The organism is Aquimarina spinulae (assembly GCF_943373825.1).
Classification (GTDB): Bacteria; Bacteroidota; Bacteroidia; order Flavobacteriales; family Flavobacteriaceae; genus Aquimarina; species Aquimarina spinulae.
In genome coordinates this window covers 787,888-804,941 of the sequence record NZ_CALSBP010000002.1, presented here as the reverse complement: position 1 = coordinate 804,941, position 17,054 = coordinate 787,888, and the positions used below count along the sequence as shown (strand labels likewise).

The window sequence follows — 17,054 nt, the reverse complement described above, 5'->3', positions numbered from 1 at the left end:
CAATTAATATGACAACTCAGGAACTGGTTGCTCAAATACATGCAAAACAATCATTTTTATGTATAGGATTAGATGTGGATTTAAATAAAATCCCTAAGCATCTATTAAATGAAGAAGATCCTATTTTTGAGTTTAATAAAGCCATTATAGACGCAACGCACCATCTTGCTGTTGCCTATAAACCTAATACTGCTTTTTATGAAGCATACGGTATTAAAGGGTGGAAATCTCTCGAAAAAACGATTACCTATCTAAATGCAAATTATCCTGAGGTTTTTACGATTGCAGATGCCAAACGGGGAGATATTGGTAATACAAGTACAATGTATGCCAAAGCTTTTTTTGAAGACTTAGAATTTGATTCTGTAACCGTAGCCCCCTATATGGGTAAAGATTCTGTAGAACCTTTTTTAGCTTTCGAAAATAAACACACGATTTTACTGGCATTGACATCTAATCAGGGCGCTTTTGATTTTCAAACAAAAAATGTAGAGGGAAAAGAATTGTATAAGCAGGTATTAGAAGTTTCTAAATCATATAAAAACTCTGAAAACTTAATGTATGTAGTTGGTGCAACCAAAGCCGAGTTTATTGGAGAAATTAGAAAAATTATACCAGATAGTTTTCTTTTGGTTCCCGGTGTAGGCGCACAAGGCGGAAATTTACAAGAAGTATGTACATACGGATTGAATGATCAGATAGGACTGTTAATCAACTCTTCTAGAGGTATTATATATGCTTCAGATGGAACTGATTATGCCAAAGCAGCAGCAGAAAAAGCAGTTGAGCTTCAAAAACAAATGGAAAATATCCTGAAATAATAAAAATAAAAAAGGAACAAGAATAGTGTATACTCTTGTTCCTTTCCAAAAGGATAGAATTAACGTCTATTGGCGTTAAAAACATGTTTTGCATACCCGTAAAGCCCGTATGCAATAAAAATAACGAAAAATGCCATTATACCATAAATGATAACATTTAGTAATATTGAACTCATAGCCCCAAAATTTTAATATTAATATCTTCTAAGATAAGAAGATAATTTCTAAAATCCTATTTTTAAGTATCTAATTATTAAGTATTTATGATTTTTTTTATAATTTTTAAGAATTCATAAAATGTAACACGACCAGCGATATGATATGTACAGATCAATTAGGGAGGAGAATTGAATTTCTAAAATATCCAAAGCGTATTATTTCTTTAGTGCCTTCGCAAACCGAGTTATTAGTTTCGTTAGGAGTATCAGATCATATTGTGGGGATTACTAAATTCTGCGTTCACCCAAAAACGATAAGAAATCAAAAAGCTATTGTAGGAGGGACTAAGAAAGTCAATTACGAAAAAATTAAAAAGCTAAATCCTGATATTATTCTTTGTAATAAAGAAGAGAATACAAGAGAAATAGTAGAATATCTTGAAAAAGAATATCCTGTACATGTTTCAGATATTTTTTCTATATCGGAAGCTATAGAAATGATTAAGCAATATGGAGATATTTTTAACAAAAAAGTGGAAGCAACTACATTAATATCTAAAATAAGATTAGAAAAAGAGTCTTTTGACAATTTTGTGTCTGGGATGCCCCAAAAACGAGTTGCCTATTTTATCTGGAAAGATCCATGGATGGTGACCGGTAAAAACACATTTGTAGATCATCTGCTAAAAGTAAATGGTTTCGTAAATGTTTTTGGGGGTAAAGATCGTTACCCAGAAGTGTCAAAAGAAGAACTTAGCACAATACAAGATTTAGACTTGATCATGTTATCCTCAGAGCCATATCCTTTTTCAGAAAAGCATATCGATGAATTGAAAAATACAACCGCTGCAAAGATTATTTTGGTTGATGGAGAGTATTTCTCATGGTATGGGTCTCGACTTGCAGAAGCTTTTACGTATTTTAGAACACTTCATGAAGTATAGAAAATTCTGTACATGACAACTATTTCTATACCATCCATGAAGTGTATTGGTATGAAATTAGCCCATACTTTATGTTTAAATAACAGTACTAAACAGTTTTAGGAGTAAGTATCAAATATTCATCAGGAAGATTGCCCTTCAATTTCTTTTATTTGAATTAAGATTTTATCAGCTTTTTGATGAAGTTGATCGCTTTTTTCTTGGTCAGTAAGTGCTAATTTATAAGCGCTTTTTATTAATTTACAGTAGGTATACTGTAGTTTTTGCAATTCAGTTTTGTTCTTTAACCAGGCAAACATTTTTCTTCTCTTACATTAATAATGCAAAGATACTCGATAATAAAAAGGCGGTTTCTTAAGAATCAGTTAAGGTAGTCTAAAATTGTGATAAATATAAACAAGTCTCTTAATCAACAATTAAGAGACTTGTTTATGCTTTTATCGATCTTGTAGAGCAAATACCCGTCGCAATAAATCAGTTGTTCTGGAGCTAAGCTTAGTTCTGATTTCTTGTTCTTCTACTGCAATCATAGCATATACCCCTTTAAGAGCTTCGCCCGTTACATAATCGGTGAGGTCTGGGTTAACATTGTTTGTAAGAGGTATAGCATTGTATTTTGTGATGATATTAGACCAAATTTTGTCTGCGCCAACCTTAGAAAACGATTTATTGATTACAGGATTAAACTTTTGATATAGTTGATTACGAGTCTTACTCTCAAGATATTGAGTAGCTGCCCTGTTATTACCTAATAGTATTTGTTTGGCATCATTAAACGTTATTTGTTTTACAGCACCCACGAATATAGGTGTTGCTTCTTTTACAGCATCTTCTGCAGCACGATTAATTGCTTTTAACCCTTCGTCTGCAAGTTTGCTTAATCCAATATCTCTTAACGTCTTATCTACTTTTCGTAACTCTTGCGGAAGAAGAATTTTAACAAGTTGATTTCTATAAAAACCATCTTTTTGAGTAAGTTTTGTGACTTGCTTATCAATACCATTATCTAAAGCTTCTCTTAATCCATTAGAGATATCAATATTGCTTAATCCAAAACCTCCGGTAGTTTGCGGAAGGTTATTTACAACTTGTTGTAATTCTGCACAACTTGATAATAAAAAGATAGCGAGTATAATAAAAATTTGTTTCATGATTTCTTATTAGATTTGAGATTGTAATTATAACTATATGTAATACGCTATTATGATTAGGTCGATATTCAATCATAATTACGCATTGCGAATTTTACCTGACCTTTAAAAATTAATAAATGTAGCCAGATGAAACCAAATTTAATTTTTTTAATACTATCTATTCTAATTATTTCATGTAAAAATGAAAAAGTATCGATAAAAAGCCAATCTGTTCTACAAAATGAATTTGATCAATACATAACTGTATTAGGAATTGCGCAGGACGGAGGGTTTCCTCATATTAACAATACAAGCGAATATATAGCCGTTCAAAAAGGCCTGGCAAATAAAGAATTGGTTACTGCATTGGGGGTAATTGATAAGAAAAACCATAAAAAATTTATATTCGAGGCAACGCCAGATATGCCAGAACAATTAGCGATCTTAGATAATGAACATCTAAAAAATGATGCTATTATTGATGGAGTCTTTTTAACACATGCCCATATAGGACACTATACAGGATTGATGCATTTTGGCAGAGAAGCCATGGGAGCAAATAAAATACCTGTGTATGCAATGCCAAGAATGCAATCTTTTTTAGAAACTAACGGCCCTTGGTCGCAATTAGTCTCTTTGCAGAATATCGCTATTAAACCTACACAAGCAGATTCTACACTTACCTTAACAAACGCTATACAAGTCATTCCTTTTTTGGTGCCTCATAGGGATGAATATTCTGAAACAGTAGGATATAAAATTATCGGAAATAATAAAAGAGCATTATTTATCCCGGATATTAATAAGTGGTCTCTTTGGGAGAAAAATATTGTTGATCAGGTTAAACAAGTGGATTATGCTTTTATTGATGCCACTTTCTTTAAAAACGGAGAAATCCCAAGGCCAATGTCTGAGGTGCCACACCCTTTTATCGAAGAAACCATTGCTTTATTTAAAAATGAACCAAAAGAAGTGAAATCAAAAATAATATTCATTCATTTTAATCATTCGAATCCCGTACTTCAAAAAAAATATGAAGGAAGAACAGCTCTAGAAGAACAAGGGTATCATTTTGCAAATACCAAGGATGTTTTTCCGCTATAAAAACTACAGCATTATTGTTATAAGTGATTGCTTATTTTGTTCTATAGACCTTCATTGATCGGTAAAACACATTCTTTCTAAATAGAAAAACTATAAATATTAGTATTAAAATTTGAAATATAAAATCACTGAAAATGGGGGATGTTATTATTGAGTATCGTTTTATCTTTATAGATAATTTATAAAGTGAAAAACTATATATGTTTTGGAAAAATAACTTGAAATTGCCTATTACTCCAGAAGATAAAAAATGGGTAGAAGAAAGTATTACATTTCTTGAAGAAAATCTAGCAGAACGAGAGTTAAAAATAGAAACCATATTACCAACTCATCCTTATTTTAGTAAGAAGTTTGAAGGTACTCTATTAGATGCAAAGTTTGTATTGAATCAGGTTATGCAACTAATGGGGATAGAGGATATAAGTATTCAGTTGAAATTATTCAATGATGGGGCAGTAAAAATGGAAGATGGTAGAATTCTTACAACTCCAGCCGATATCAATGGGAGATGGAAAGGTGCGGCAGGGATGTATCAGAATTTAAATGATGTTACTACGATTTTTATAGCCACCGATCAGCTTAATAACTTAGAAACTCTAATTGCTACAATAGCTCACGAATTATCGCATCAACTGCTTTTAGGAGAACAATGGATTAAGGATAATGACGAGTATCTCACAGATCTTCTTGCCATAGTATGTGGTTTTGGAATTTTTATTGGAAACTCTAAATTTAATTTTTCTTCACAACAAATAGGAATTGGGAGCAACTGGAAAATGAGTAAACAAGGGTATTTACCAGAACAAGTTATTGCTTATGCGATGGCATATTTATCAATTAAACGAGGAGAATCTATTGACTATGCTAAATTTCTAAACAAAACTATAGCGAAATATTTCAAGCAAAGTATAAAGTATCTTAAAAAGAATGGCATAACAGATTCTGTTTCGAATTCTGTAAAAGAAATTAAGACTTCAGAAGAAGTTATAAAAACACCTATCGGGCTTAAAGAAGATTTTTTGGAAGAGATACAACAGGAAACACCCGAAAATGCTAAAGAATTCAAAATAGATACTATTGAGGGGATAGAGAAGATATCTTTGGTAGAGGCTTGTGCTCAAGAAGATACTCCATTAGTGAAGCATTTACTACAAATAGGAGTAGATGTAAATACTGCTTCTAAATTAGGGTTTTCTGCGTTGAATATGGCAGTCATTAAAAATAATGTCAAGTTAATACATATACTTCTTGATGCTGGTGCAGATATCAATCTTCAGAACACAAATGTGTTTGGTTTAGGTGAAACACCAATTATATCTGCGGTTAAAGAAAATAATGCAACTGTTATAAAATTATTATTAGATCATGGTGCAGACCCTAACACACCAAATTACTTTCATAAAACACCTTTGATGATAGCGGCACAAGAAAATGCTCTGGAAGCAGCAAAAGTATTACTAGAACATAAGGTACCGATTGAACATGGGACCCACACTGGTTCATATACAGAAACACCACTATGTATTGCTGTATTATATAGTCATACAGAGATGGTTACCCTTCTTATACAGAACAGCGCAAAGATCAAACCGCTTAGAAAATTACCAAGACATGAAATCAATCCTAAAATGGTAAAATGGTTAAAGCAGCGTAAATATTTATAAAAACCAGTCTCCTGGTTGTAATGTTCTGTGCTTCGAAACAGAAGTATATTTTAATAGCGTTTCCACTTTAAGAAAAAACGACAGTTTTATTATTATAAACTAGCAATTTTCTTTCGAGATGATGTTTAATGGCTCGCGATAATACAATTTTTTCGAGATCTCGGCCTTTAAGCATAAAATCATCAGCATTATGAATGTGGGATACACGTGCAATCTCTTGCTCGATAATAGGCCCGCCTTCTGGATCAGGAGTTACATAATGACTTGTTGCGCCAATGATTTTTACACCTCTTTCGTAAGCAGAATGATATGGTTTTGTTCCAGGAAAAGCAGGTAAAAAAGAACGGTGTATGTTTATGATTTTATAAGGAAATTGATCTATAAAATCGGAAGAAACAATTTGCATATATCTCGCCAGAACTATAAAATCAATTTTATATTCTTTAAGAAGTTCTATTTGCTGTGCTTCAGCCTGTTTTTTGGCGTCTTTTGTTACTGGGATATGTTTAAATGGGATATCAAAAGCATCAGCAATAGGCTTAAGGTCTTCATGGTTGCTTATAATAATAGGGATATGTACTTTTAATTCTCCAGAGGCATATCTTCCCAAAATATCATAAAGGCAATGATTATATTTAGAAACAAAAAGAGCCATTCGAGGCTTTTTTTCGGCATTATACATTTCCCAATGCATATTATAATTTTCTGCAACATGTGTAGTAAAGGACTCTTTAAATAGTGTTAGCTTTTCTTCATCTTCATCAAATTCACATTCTAATCTCATAAAGAACTCCCTTAGTTCACGATCTACATGCTGTTCTATATATATAGTATTCCCTTTTTTGGCCAGAATGAAATTGGTGACGGTTGCAATAATTCCTTTTCTGTCGGGGCAATTAATTAATAGGGTTGTTTTTTTCATTATGACTTGTGTTTTCTCAAGACATAAACTTACTATTATTGAACTGATTTTTGAAATTGTTTTTTATTAACTTTTATGAATAACCCTTATTTTCTTATGAATTTATACTGTATTGCCCTGATCAATGTATGATTTTTAGAAAACTAGGATAATTAATATTAAATTTGAACTATAAATAATGAAAGCATTAGATAGGTTAAATAAATTATATAATTCTAAAAAAATAATCCTTTTTGATGCATATTTCGTAAATTGGCAGCATTAAAACCACTTTTTATTATCAATGGAACAAAAAACACCGTATACACCCAAGAATAAAGTAAGAATAGTTACCGCAGCTTCATTATTTGATGGACACGATGCCGCTATTAATATTATGCGACGTATTATCCAGTCTACAGGGGTAGAAGTCATTCACTTAGGCCACGATCGCAGTGTAGAAGAGGTTGTGAATTGTGCCATACAAGAAGATGCTAATGCTATAGCGATGACTTCTTATCAAGGAGGGCATAACGAATATTTTAAATACATGTATGATTTGCTAAAGGAAAAAGGAGCAACTCATATTAAAATATTTGGCGGAGGTGGTGGAGTAATCCTTCCCGAAGAGATCAAAGAACTGATGGATTATGGGATTACTCGTATATACTCTCCTGATGACGGAAGAGAATTAGGATTGCAAGGGATGATCAATGATCTGGTAGAGCGAGCGGATTTTCCTATAGGAGATCGTCTTAACGGAGAAGTAGAGCATCTGGCAGAAAAAGAAATCGGTTCTATTGCCAGAGTTATTTCTGCTGCAGAAAATTTTCCTGAAGTCGCTAAGGATACTTTAGATCAAATTCATATAAAAAATAAAACATCTAAAACACCTGTTCTGGGTATTACTGGTACGGGTGGTGCCGGTAAATCATCATTAGTAGATGAGTTGGTTCGCCGGTTTTTGATTGATTTTCCTGAAAAAACAATCGGATTAATTTCTGTAGATCCTTCTAAACGTAAAACGGGAGGAGCACTACTTGGAGATAGAATTAGAATGAATGCGATTAATTCTCCAAGAGTATACATGCGTTCTCTGGCTACACGACAATCTAATCTGGCATTGTCTAAGTATGTAGCAGAAGCTATAGAAGTGCTTAAAGCAGCAGAATTTGATCTTATCATTCTCGAGACTTCGGGAATCGGTCAGTCTGATACCGAAATCTTAGAACATAGTGATACCTCTTTATATGTAATGACACCAGAGTTTGGTGCTGCAACACAATTAGAGAAAATAGATATGCTGGATTTTGCAGACCTGGTAGCTATCAATAAGTTTGATAAAAGAGGCTCTTTGGATGCATTGCGAGATGTAAAAAAACAATATATGCGTAATCATCAATTGTGGGATATTCCACAAGATGAATTACCAGTATTCGGGACTATTGCTTCGCAGTTTAATGATCCGGGAATGAATACACTCTACAAAGAAATTATGGATAAAATTGTAGAGAAGACAGGAGCAGAATTAAAATCTGATTTTCATATTTCTAAAGAAATGTCTGAAAAGATATTTGTTATTCCGCCAAGTAGAACACGATATCTATCAGAAATTTCTGAAAATAACAGAGCATATGATAAAACTGCAAATACTCAGGTAGAAGTTGCACAAAAATTATATGGTATTTATAAAACGATCTGTAGCGTTGCTAATGTCGATTCTATTGCTTTGTCTAAGAATGGAATTGGTGAAGAGAGCCTTCAGAGTGCAAAAAATGAGGATAATGCATCATTTTTGAAATTACTTTTGGCAGAATTTGATAGAGTAAAACTTAATCTTGACCCTTATAATTGGGAAATTATTACAGGATGGGCTGCTAAGATCAAAAAATATAAAGATCCTATTTATGCTTTTAAAGTAAGAGATAAAGAAATTAAAATAGAAACCCATACAGAGTCTTTGTCGCATAGTCAGATTCCTAAAGTGGCCTTACCAAAATATGAAGCCTGGGGAGATATCTTGAAGTGGTGCTTACAAGAAAATGTACCTGGTGAGTTTCCTTATGCTTCAGGGTTATATCCTTTTAAGCGTACCGGAGAAGATCCAACACGTATGTTTGCTGGAGAAGGAGGTCCCGAACGTACCAATCGACGTTTTCACTATGTGAGTTTAGGAATGCCCGCTAAGCGACTTTCTACAGCCTTTGATTCGGTAACACTTTATGGAAACGATCCTGATCAAAGACCCGATATCTATGGTAAAATTGGTAATGCAGGAGTGTCGATTTGCTGTCTTGACGATGCAAAGAAATTATACTCTGGATTTGATTTAACACATGCCATGACTTCGGTGAGTATGACCATTAATGGCCCTGCTCCAATGTTATTAGGTTTCTTTATGAATGCTGCAATAGATCAGAACTGTGAAAAATATATTAAAGAAAAGAATCTTGAGAGCGAAGTAGCATCAAAAATCAAAAAGATATATGCCAAAAAAGGTGTAGAACGTCCAGAATATCAAGGCGAACTCCCTGAAGGTAATGATGGATTAGGATTAATGCTTCTTGGTGTTACAGGAGATCAGGTATTGCCTGCAGATGTATATAATGAAATTAAAGCTACGACCTTAAACACTGTTCGTGGTACAGTGCAAGCAGATATACTAAAAGAAGACCAGGCGCAAAATACCTGTATTTTCTCTACAGAATTTGCATTGCGTTTGATGGGAGATGTACAAGAGTATTTTATTGATCAACAAGTACGTAACTTCTATTCGGTATCTATTTCTGGATATCATATAGCAGAAGCAGGTGCAAATCCAATCACGCAGTTAGCATTAACATTGGCAAATGGTTTTACTTATGTAGAATATTACCTAAGCCGCGGAATGGATATTAACAAATTTGGACCTAATCTATCTTTTTTCTTTTCGAATGGTATCGATCCAGAATATGCAGTTATTGGCCGTGTAGCGCGAAAAATATGGGCAAAAGCTTTAAAAGATAAATACGGAGCGAATTCTAGAGCCCAGATGTTGAAATATCATATTCAAACCTCGGGTCGATCATTACATGCTCAGGAAATTGATTTTAATGATATTCGTACGACGCTTCAGGCGTTATATGCGATCTATGACAATTGTAATTCATTGCATACCAATGCTTATGATGAAGCCATTACCACACCAACAGAAGAATCTGTGCGTAGGGCAATGGCAATACAATTGATCATTAATAAAGAACTGGGGCTTGCTAAAAACGAGAACCCGATTCAAGGATCTTTTATTATAGAAGAACTAACAGATCTTGTTGAAGAAGCAGTATTGGTAGAGTTTGACAGAATTACAGAACGAGGAGGAGTGCTCGGGGCGATGGAAACAATGTATCAACGTAGTAAAATACAAGAAGAAAGCTTGTATTATGAAACATTGAAACATAATGGAAAGTTTCCGATTATTGGAGTAAATACATTTTTAAGCTCTAAAGGATCACCAACGGTAACACCAGGAGAGGTAATTCGTGCAACAGAGGAAGAGAAGCAATATCAGATCAAAATGCTAAACGAATTGCATAAAGGAAATGCTGACACTACTGCAGAACTACTAAAAAACCTGCAACAAAAAGCAATCAGTAATCAGAACATTTTTGAAGCTTTAATGGATGTATGTAAAAAATGTTCTTTAGGCCAGATAACATCAGCACTGTTTGAAGTAGGAGGGCAGTATAGACGAAATATGTAAGTTGCTTAACTCGTAAGAACAAAGCATAATATAGAATTCTTTTAACAAAACCTCACAGAGATACTTAGCTTGTTTCAGTATCCCTGTGAGGTTTATTGTTTGTAGCATTAGATGAACTCAATTCAATACTCGATTTATTTAGGGTTTATCTAAGAAAGATTAATAATGATCAAAATTTCAATATCTTTAGGCATGAGTAATACCATTTTAACTTTGAAATTTGGTATAAAAATCTAATTCGTGTTTAGTACCATAGAATATACAGTAACTGCAATTGTGTGCCTTATTTCGGCAATAGTAATTCAACGTATTTTTAGCAAAGAAAAACTTCGTGGAGCTGATAAAAAAGCTATTCATGGAATCAAGTGGTTTGGACTGGCAATATTTGTTTGGGGTCTTGGAGCCTTGGTTAACTTGATTATGGTTGAAGGATTACAATGGCCTTCGACCAATAAAATCCTGATTTATTTTGGAGTACTGGTTTCTTTAGCAAACTCATTGTTTATTTTATTATCCCTTCCTTCAATAGAACATCCTCAAAAACCAGGTATTGTAGTGCGATTGGTACAACGTTTTAGTGTACGAGAATTTATAGGGCTCTTTTGCGGTGTTTTAGGAATGATCACTTTTGTTTTTATCGCATCTTCCTATGGTAATCCCGAGATTAGTAATAATTTTATTTGGTTGATCGATATCCCTATTTCTATTTTGGTAGCTATTTCGCTACTATATGAGCTTAATAAAGCTTTTGTTGGACGGCAGATGAGATTTATGTACTTACCTACTTTTGCATTATTTGTCTTAATTGTAATCGCTGTTTGCCATCGTATGATACCGCAGGATAGAGTTTTACAATTTATCGATCAGCAATTCTGGGGAGTATTAGGTAGTATTACTGCTATTTCGTTCAAATTTCTTTTTATTCTTTTATTTTCTATTCTTTTATACAGTTGGAAATTTCTTTCAGAAAAAGAACAACAGCAAAGTCTGGCTCAAAAACTGGAAATTCAAAAAGCTAAACTCGAAAAAGAAAAAGAACAATTACTATTGGCAAACGAAAGTCATTTGGATACGATCAAAACATTAAAAACTAACCTAAAAACGATAAAAGCAACCTCAAAAATAGAACTTTCTGATAGACAAAAAGAGGTTTTAGGGTATCTGGCGTATTATGGGAACTATAAATCATATACCGAAATTGCGCAGGAAATGCATATTAGTACAGATGGATTTCAGACCCATATTCATCAAATAAAAAAGATGCTTAATATAAGCGGGGCAGGAGGTAAAGAGCAATTAATTGCTTTTGCAAAGGCTAATAGTTTTCTTCAGTATACTTCATTAAAAGATGATACGTAACCGTATGCTTAACCATTCTGGTCGTAAATTTTGAATACTACTTAACCTTTTATGGTTTCAGTTTTTAGAGCAATTTGCTTTAAAAATTTTACTATGTTATTTCCTTGTATTATTTCAGAACAAAATTTAGATGAAAATATCAATCGTATTTTTGGTGATGCTACCAGTTGGTTTGTCGATGCAATTCTAGCCGAAATTCCTATCACAGAAACTGTAGGGATTCCTTGGGTAGTTGTAGTATTGTTATTAGGAGCCGGATATTTTACATTATATTTTAAGTTTATTAATGTAAGAAGTTTTTATACTGCAATACAAGTAGTTCGAGGAAAATACGATGCTTTAGAGAATTGGGATCAGGAGGAGACAAATAAATTATCTACTGAAAGCATTTCGGTAGAAGAAAAAAATAAAGATAATAATGTAAAAGGAGAAGTTAGCCATTTTCAGGCATTAACTACGGCTGTTTCGGCTACAGTAGGGCTGGGTAATATTGCCGGTGTTGCAATTGCCTTGTCTATTGGTGGTGCCGGAGCAACACTCTGGATGATTATTATTGGGGTATTAGGGATGTCTTCAAAATTCGTAGAATGTACCCTGGGAGTTAAATACCGGGAGGTAGATAGCGACGGGAAAATTTTTGGAGGCCCTATGTACTATTTAACCAAAGGGTTAGGAGAAAAAGGATATGCCAAATTTGGTAAGGTGCTATCTGTGATTTTTGCTGTTATGTGTATAGGAGGATCGTTTGGCGGTGGTAACATGTTTCAGGTAAATCAGGCATTTAAATTGTTTGACCATGTGATAATTTCGGATAACTCGATGTTGCATGGGCAAGGTTGGGTGTTTGGAGTTATCATGGCGATATTGGTAGGGGTTGTTATCATTGGCGGAATCAAAAAAATAGCAAGTGTAACCGATAAGATTGTACCCTTTATGGTGTTGATTTATATGGTAGCAGTCCTGACAGTTTTGGTGTTGTATAGTTCGGCTATTCCGGCAGCGTTTAGAGCGATTTGGGATGGTGCTTTTCATCCCGAAGGAGTGATGGGAGGCTTTATAGGAGTACTGGTTCAGGGATTTAGACGAGGAGCTTTTAGTAATGAAGCAGGAGTTGGTAGTGCATCAATAGCGCATAGTGCGGTAAAAACACGTTTCCCTGCAAGCGAAGGACTTGTGGCATTACTCGAGCCTTTTATCGATACCGTGGTTGTGTGTACAATGACTGCGTTGGTATTAATTATAACCGGGCAGGTAGATACAAGTACCGAAATTGATTTTGAACAAGGAGTCCTTCTTACTGCCTCTGCATTAGAGAGTGGTGTTTCATGGTTTCCGTATCTCCTTACGATTGCAGTATTACTTTTTGCTTTCTCTTCTATGATTTCATGGTCATATTATGGATACCAGGCCTGGAGCTATCTTTTTGGAAGAAGTAAACGTACAGAATACTTGTATAAGTCTATTTTTTGCTGTTTTACTGTAATAGGTGCTGCAGCTACACTAAATGCAGTTACAGATTTTAGTGACGCCATGATTTTTGCGATGATGGTACCCAACATGATAGGCCTGTTTTTATTAAGCCCTAAGGTGAAAGACGAATTAAAACGCTACAAAAAGAGTATTGCCAAAAGGATTAGATAATATTGAAAAATGAAAAAAAGGTAAAATCTATAAAGAGGAAACTTTATAAACTCATCATCCAGGAACGTTGCAGATGTTTAAATTTTCTAAGTTCTTTGCGCAATAGAATTAAGAATTCTTTTCCGTTACTTTCGGATTGTTCAAGACGCTCACAATTTTTATAAAGCCTATTGGTAATATGTATCAGAGAAGTAGCATGTTTTATACGCTCATCTTGAAAGACTTGGTTTTCGGCTTTAATTATTTTAGGAGCCAGTGCATCTGATTGTCTTATGATGTCACCTGTAAAATAAATATGAGGATTCTCATTCCCATTATTTTGTAATGCAGCCAAGTCATGAACAAGATAATTTGAAATGCTTCTCGAGAGTGTAAATATCTCAAGAGCTTTCTTGTATAATCTTTTATTTCGGGGCTGTAATCTCATATTAGTTTGTTACCTCAAAAATAATGTTATTTTTAGTATTTTTTCTTTATTATTTAAAGTTAAATGATTAATTTACATTAGTAATTAAGGACTTTTGTTGTTTTTTGCTTAAAAATGAAATTTTTGTAAATGAAATAATAATTAGGAGATGTAAGTATATGTAATATATAGTATAAAAGCTTAGATATCGATAGAAAAAGAGAGCTTGTACATATGCTATATGATCACTAAAAAATTGAAAAATATTGTAATGAAAATAGATGCTATAAACTGGGATATTTTGAAGTGTTTACAACAAAACGCAAGACTGTCTAATACAGAAATAGGACGAAAAGTTGGTTTGAGTTCTCCTGCAGTTGCCGAAAGGATAAAAAAGATGGAAGATTATGGGATTTTAAAAGGATATATTGCCGATGTCTCATATACCAAAACTGGGTATCAATTAAAAGCAATAATTACACTACGAGCATTTATGGGAAGATTAAAACCATTTTTGATAAAGGTGTCAGAATTTAAGGAAGTCATGAATTGTTATCGAATCACAGGTAACGAAAATATAGTTATGGAAGTAGTGTTAAGAGACCAAATACATTTACAAGAATTTATAGATAGGTTGATCACTTATGGAGAAGTCAAAACACATATTATATTGTCTAATCTTATAGAGAATAACCCAATTACTAGTCATATCGAATTTGGAGAACTAGATGTCTAATTTATGGCATGAGATTTGATTATATGTATATAAAGAACAATCTTTATCTTGTGTGAGGACATTAGTTTGGGGAACTAAAGAGAGTACAGGGAAAAGATAAAAAACGTCTGAATGCATTCAGACGTTTTTTTTATGATGCTAAATCAGATTTCATTAAATTTATGAGGTAATTATGCATCTTTTTGTATCTGTTTTAGTCCTATAGGTATATAATCATATTAAAACATAGCGTTATGAAAAATAAAGAATGTATCTGTACATGTTCAAGTTGCGTAGAAGGACAATGCTCTAATTGCTCTAGCATAGGATACGAATGTACAGAATGTAGCTGTTAACAATAACTTCCCTATTTCTATTTATAGTAGAAATAGGGGTATTACTGTTTTGATTTATGGAAACTTTGAATCTTTGGAAAACCTATCATGAAGACATTAGATTGTTTATAAAAAGTAAAGTGAAAAATGATCAAATTGTAGATGATTTGATACAAGAGACCTTTATAAAAGTACATAGTAATAAAAATAAACTTAGAGATCATTCTAAAATCAAATCCTGGCTGTTCACCATTGCAAGAAATACAGTATATGATTATTTAAAAAAAAATAAACAGACTACAGATTTTATAAAAGAACAAATATATGAAGAGACTACCAACCATTCTGAAAAAGATTGTCTCCCAGGATTAATAAACAGACTACCAGAAAAATATCGAAAGCCATTACTTCTTTCTGATGTAAAAGGTTTTAAGCAAAAACAAATCGCAGAGCAATTAGGGCTTCCTTTATCAACCATTAAATCACAAATACAACGTGCTCGAAAAATGATCATACAAGGGTATATGGATTGTTGTGATTATAAGCTTGATGATAAAGGAAAATTAGTAGGAGAGGCTAAAGAGAAAGAAAATTGTAAAATATGTAGATAAAAACGCTATTAAGTGGTATATTTTTTGTGTCATTTAGTTATAAAATCATTGCGTTGTGTCAATATTGTTTTCCAAAAAGTACCTCTTTTTTGTTATACTTTGCCTAAGTTTAATAAGCTATGGGCAAAATACACTTACACTCAAAAAGGGTGTTGTTACAGATTCTTTGATTATTCCTTCGTCGGGTAATCATTTTAGTATTTACTTACCCAAATCTTTTGATTTAAATAAAAGTTGGCCCTTGCTGCTGGGGTTTGATAGTTCGGGAAATACAGGAAAAACCGCACAATTGTACAGAGAAGCAGCCGAAGAACAAGGGTATATTGTTGCGATTAGTAATTTCCTAGAAGAGCAAGAAGCACAAAAAAAAGTAGAATATGTATCGGATTTTATAAACCATATTTTTTCTCTTTTTCCGATTCAAAAAGGAAGAACCTATATTGCAGGAGTTCAAGAAGATGCAAAGCTGGCAAGTTTGCTAGCTGCTTTATATCCTAATGAGGTGTTTGGAGTAATTGCAATAGAGGATACATATTTCTATGATTCGAGGATAAGGATCAAAAAAAACTTTTCTTACCAGGGTATTGTAAGTGTTAATAATCATAAGTACCAGGATTTTTTCAATATTAAAAAGTACTTAAAAAACAGGGCGGTTCCTGCCGATGTTTATGTTTATGAAAAAGATTCTGGATTATTGCCCAATAAACAGATTAAAAAAGCACTTTCGGATTTCACATTGCGAGCAATGAATAAAGGAAGGATACCAAAAGATTCTATTTGGGTTAAGAATTTATTTAAGAGAGAAATGAAACAAGTAGAATTGTATCTAAATCAAGATAAGTTTTTAAATGCGTTTGATGAAGTAAAACGTATACGACTCAAATATGGCACCTTTTTTAATACTAATGATCTAAAAGAAAAGCAGAAAGAAATTAGAAAAACTAAGGAGTATAAGCAACAGAAACGGCTGGAAACAAAATACCTGAACAAGGAAAATTTTCTTAGAGAAGCATATTTGCTTTCAATGGAAGAAGATATCGAAGTAAAAGAATTTGAAAATCTAGGATGGTGGAAGTATCAAATGTCAGAGTTAGATACCTTGATTTTAGGAAAAGAAAAACTAGCTCGTCATATGGCCTATAGAATGAAAGGGTATGTGAAGTATCTGGTTGATAGTTATAAAAACCAACTTGTTAAAGAAGAAGAAAACCTGGAAGGAAATTTATTTCTTAATATATTAAGTACACTAGTCGATAAAAAAGATTTTGAATCGTATCGAAAAGTGATTTCATTAAGCGCCCAGGATCAGGATAATGAAACAGCTTTGTTTTATTTAGAACAAATGTTGAAAAACGGATATAAAGATCTAAACGCATTGTACACCATAGAAGGGACATTGGCCTTAAAAATGTCTGAAAAGTATAATAAATTAATAAAAAAATACCTCGGAAATTCTAAATACTTCTTTTCAAAATAAATTGAAATCATAAAATTTTGTGTATTTCATCGAATTTATGTGTTTT

14 protein-coding genes are annotated in these 17,054 nt (G+C 33.1%); 10 read left to right on the top strand and 4 right to left on the bottom strand.

The window, feature by feature from the left end; genetic code table 11:
• Window positions 1-8 precede the first annotated feature (8 nt).
• Both pyrF and NNH57_RS09130 read left to right on the top strand, forming a co-directional pair.
• Window positions 9-821, top strand: a complete 813-nt coding sequence (gene pyrF / locus NNH57_RS09135; RefSeq protein WP_108807797.1) for an orotidine-5'-phosphate decarboxylase — start codon at window positions 9-11, stop codon at window positions 819-821.
• A 316-nt stretch (window positions 822-1,137) separates the two neighbouring features.
• The gene (locus NNH57_RS09130; RefSeq protein ID WP_108807798.1) at window positions 1,138-1,923 is read left to right on the top strand and encodes an ABC transporter substrate-binding protein; all 786 of its coding nucleotides are present in this window, start codon (window positions 1,138-1,140) and stop codon (window positions 1,921-1,923) included.
• Between the two features lie 122 nt (window positions 1,924-2,045).
• Here NNH57_RS09130 and NNH57_RS26545 read toward each other — a convergent pair whose 3' ends face one another.
• On the bottom strand, window positions 2,046-2,222 hold the full coding sequence (locus NNH57_RS26545; protein ID WP_108807799.1) for a Lacal_2735 family protein: 177 nt from the start codon (window positions 2,220-2,222) through the stop codon (window positions 2,046-2,048).
• 138 nt (window positions 2,223-2,360) lie between these two features.
• On the bottom strand, window positions 2,361-3,074 hold the full coding sequence (locus NNH57_RS09125) for a DUF4197 domain-containing protein (RefSeq protein WP_074408790.1): 714 nt from the start codon (window positions 3,072-3,074) through the stop codon (window positions 2,361-2,363).
• Between the two features lie 129 nt (window positions 3,075-3,203).
• Between NNH57_RS09125 and NNH57_RS09120 the strand changes: the two genes are divergently transcribed.
• Both NNH57_RS09120 and NNH57_RS09115 read left to right on the top strand, forming a co-directional pair.
• Complete coding sequence (locus NNH57_RS09120; protein ID WP_074408789.1) at window positions 3,204-4,160, top strand: MBL fold metallo-hydrolase; 957 nt, start codon at window positions 3,204-3,206, stop codon at window positions 4,158-4,160.
• Window positions 4,161-4,360: 200 nt separating this feature from the next.
• Complete coding sequence (locus tag NNH57_RS09115) at window positions 4,361-5,824, top strand: ankyrin repeat domain-containing protein (protein WP_132066078.1); 1,464 nt, start codon at window positions 4,361-4,363, stop codon at window positions 5,822-5,824.
• Between the two features lie 67 nt (window positions 5,825-5,891).
• Here NNH57_RS09115 and purU read toward each other — a convergent pair whose 3' ends face one another.
• Window positions 5,892-6,746, bottom strand: coding sequence for a formyltetrahydrofolate deformylase (purU, locus tag NNH57_RS09110; protein ID WP_074408787.1), 855 nt, complete (start codon window positions 6,744-6,746; stop codon window positions 5,892-5,894).
• Window positions 6,747-7,029: 283 nt separating this feature from the next.
• Between purU and NNH57_RS09105 the strand changes: the two genes are divergently transcribed.
• From NNH57_RS09105 to NNH57_RS09095, 3 genes are all read left to right on the top strand, one after another.
• The gene (locus NNH57_RS09105; protein WP_108807800.1) at window positions 7,030-10,464 is read left to right on the top strand and encodes a methylmalonyl-CoA mutase family protein; all 3,435 of its coding nucleotides are present in this window, start codon (window positions 7,030-7,032) and stop codon (window positions 10,462-10,464) included.
• Between the two features lie 240 nt (window positions 10,465-10,704).
• Complete coding sequence (locus tag NNH57_RS09100; protein WP_074408785.1) at window positions 10,705-11,823, top strand: helix-turn-helix transcriptional regulator; 1,119 nt, start codon at window positions 10,705-10,707, stop codon at window positions 11,821-11,823.
• A gap of 93 nt (window positions 11,824-11,916) precedes the next feature.
• The gene (locus NNH57_RS09095) at window positions 11,917-13,464 is read left to right on the top strand and encodes an alanine/glycine:cation symporter family protein (RefSeq protein WP_074409110.1); all 1,548 of its coding nucleotides are present in this window, start codon (window positions 11,917-11,919) and stop codon (window positions 13,462-13,464) included.
• Window positions 13,465-13,507: 43 nt separating this feature from the next.
• Here the strand turns inward: NNH57_RS09095 and NNH57_RS09090 are convergent, their stop codons facing one another.
• Window positions 13,508-13,891 carry a hypothetical protein gene (locus NNH57_RS09090; RefSeq protein WP_074408784.1) on the bottom strand — a complete coding sequence of 128 codons (384 nt, stop codon included), beginning with the start codon at window positions 13,889-13,891 and terminating at the stop codon, window positions 13,508-13,510.
• Between the two features lie 250 nt (window positions 13,892-14,141).
• Here NNH57_RS09090 and NNH57_RS09085 point away from each other — a divergent pair, with 250 nt between their 5' ends.
• The 3 genes from NNH57_RS09085 (at window position 14,142) to NNH57_RS09075 (ending at window position 17,008) form a co-directional block, all read left to right on the top strand.
• Window positions 14,142-14,606: an Lrp/AsnC family transcriptional regulator gene (locus NNH57_RS09085; RefSeq protein WP_074408783.1), complete on the top strand. Its 465-nt coding sequence runs from the start codon at window positions 14,142-14,144 to the stop codon at window positions 14,604-14,606.
• A gap of 391 nt (window positions 14,607-14,997) precedes the next feature.
• Entirely contained in the window at window positions 14,998-15,531 is a 534-nt protein-coding gene (gene sigZ / locus NNH57_RS09080; protein WP_074408782.1) for an RNA polymerase sigma factor SigZ, read from the top strand.
• Between the two features lie 55 nt (window positions 15,532-15,586).
• Complete coding sequence (locus NNH57_RS09075; RefSeq protein WP_074408781.1) at window positions 15,587-17,008, top strand: hypothetical protein; 1,422 nt, start codon at window positions 15,587-15,589, stop codon at window positions 17,006-17,008.
• Window positions 17,009-17,054 lie beyond the last annotated feature (46 nt).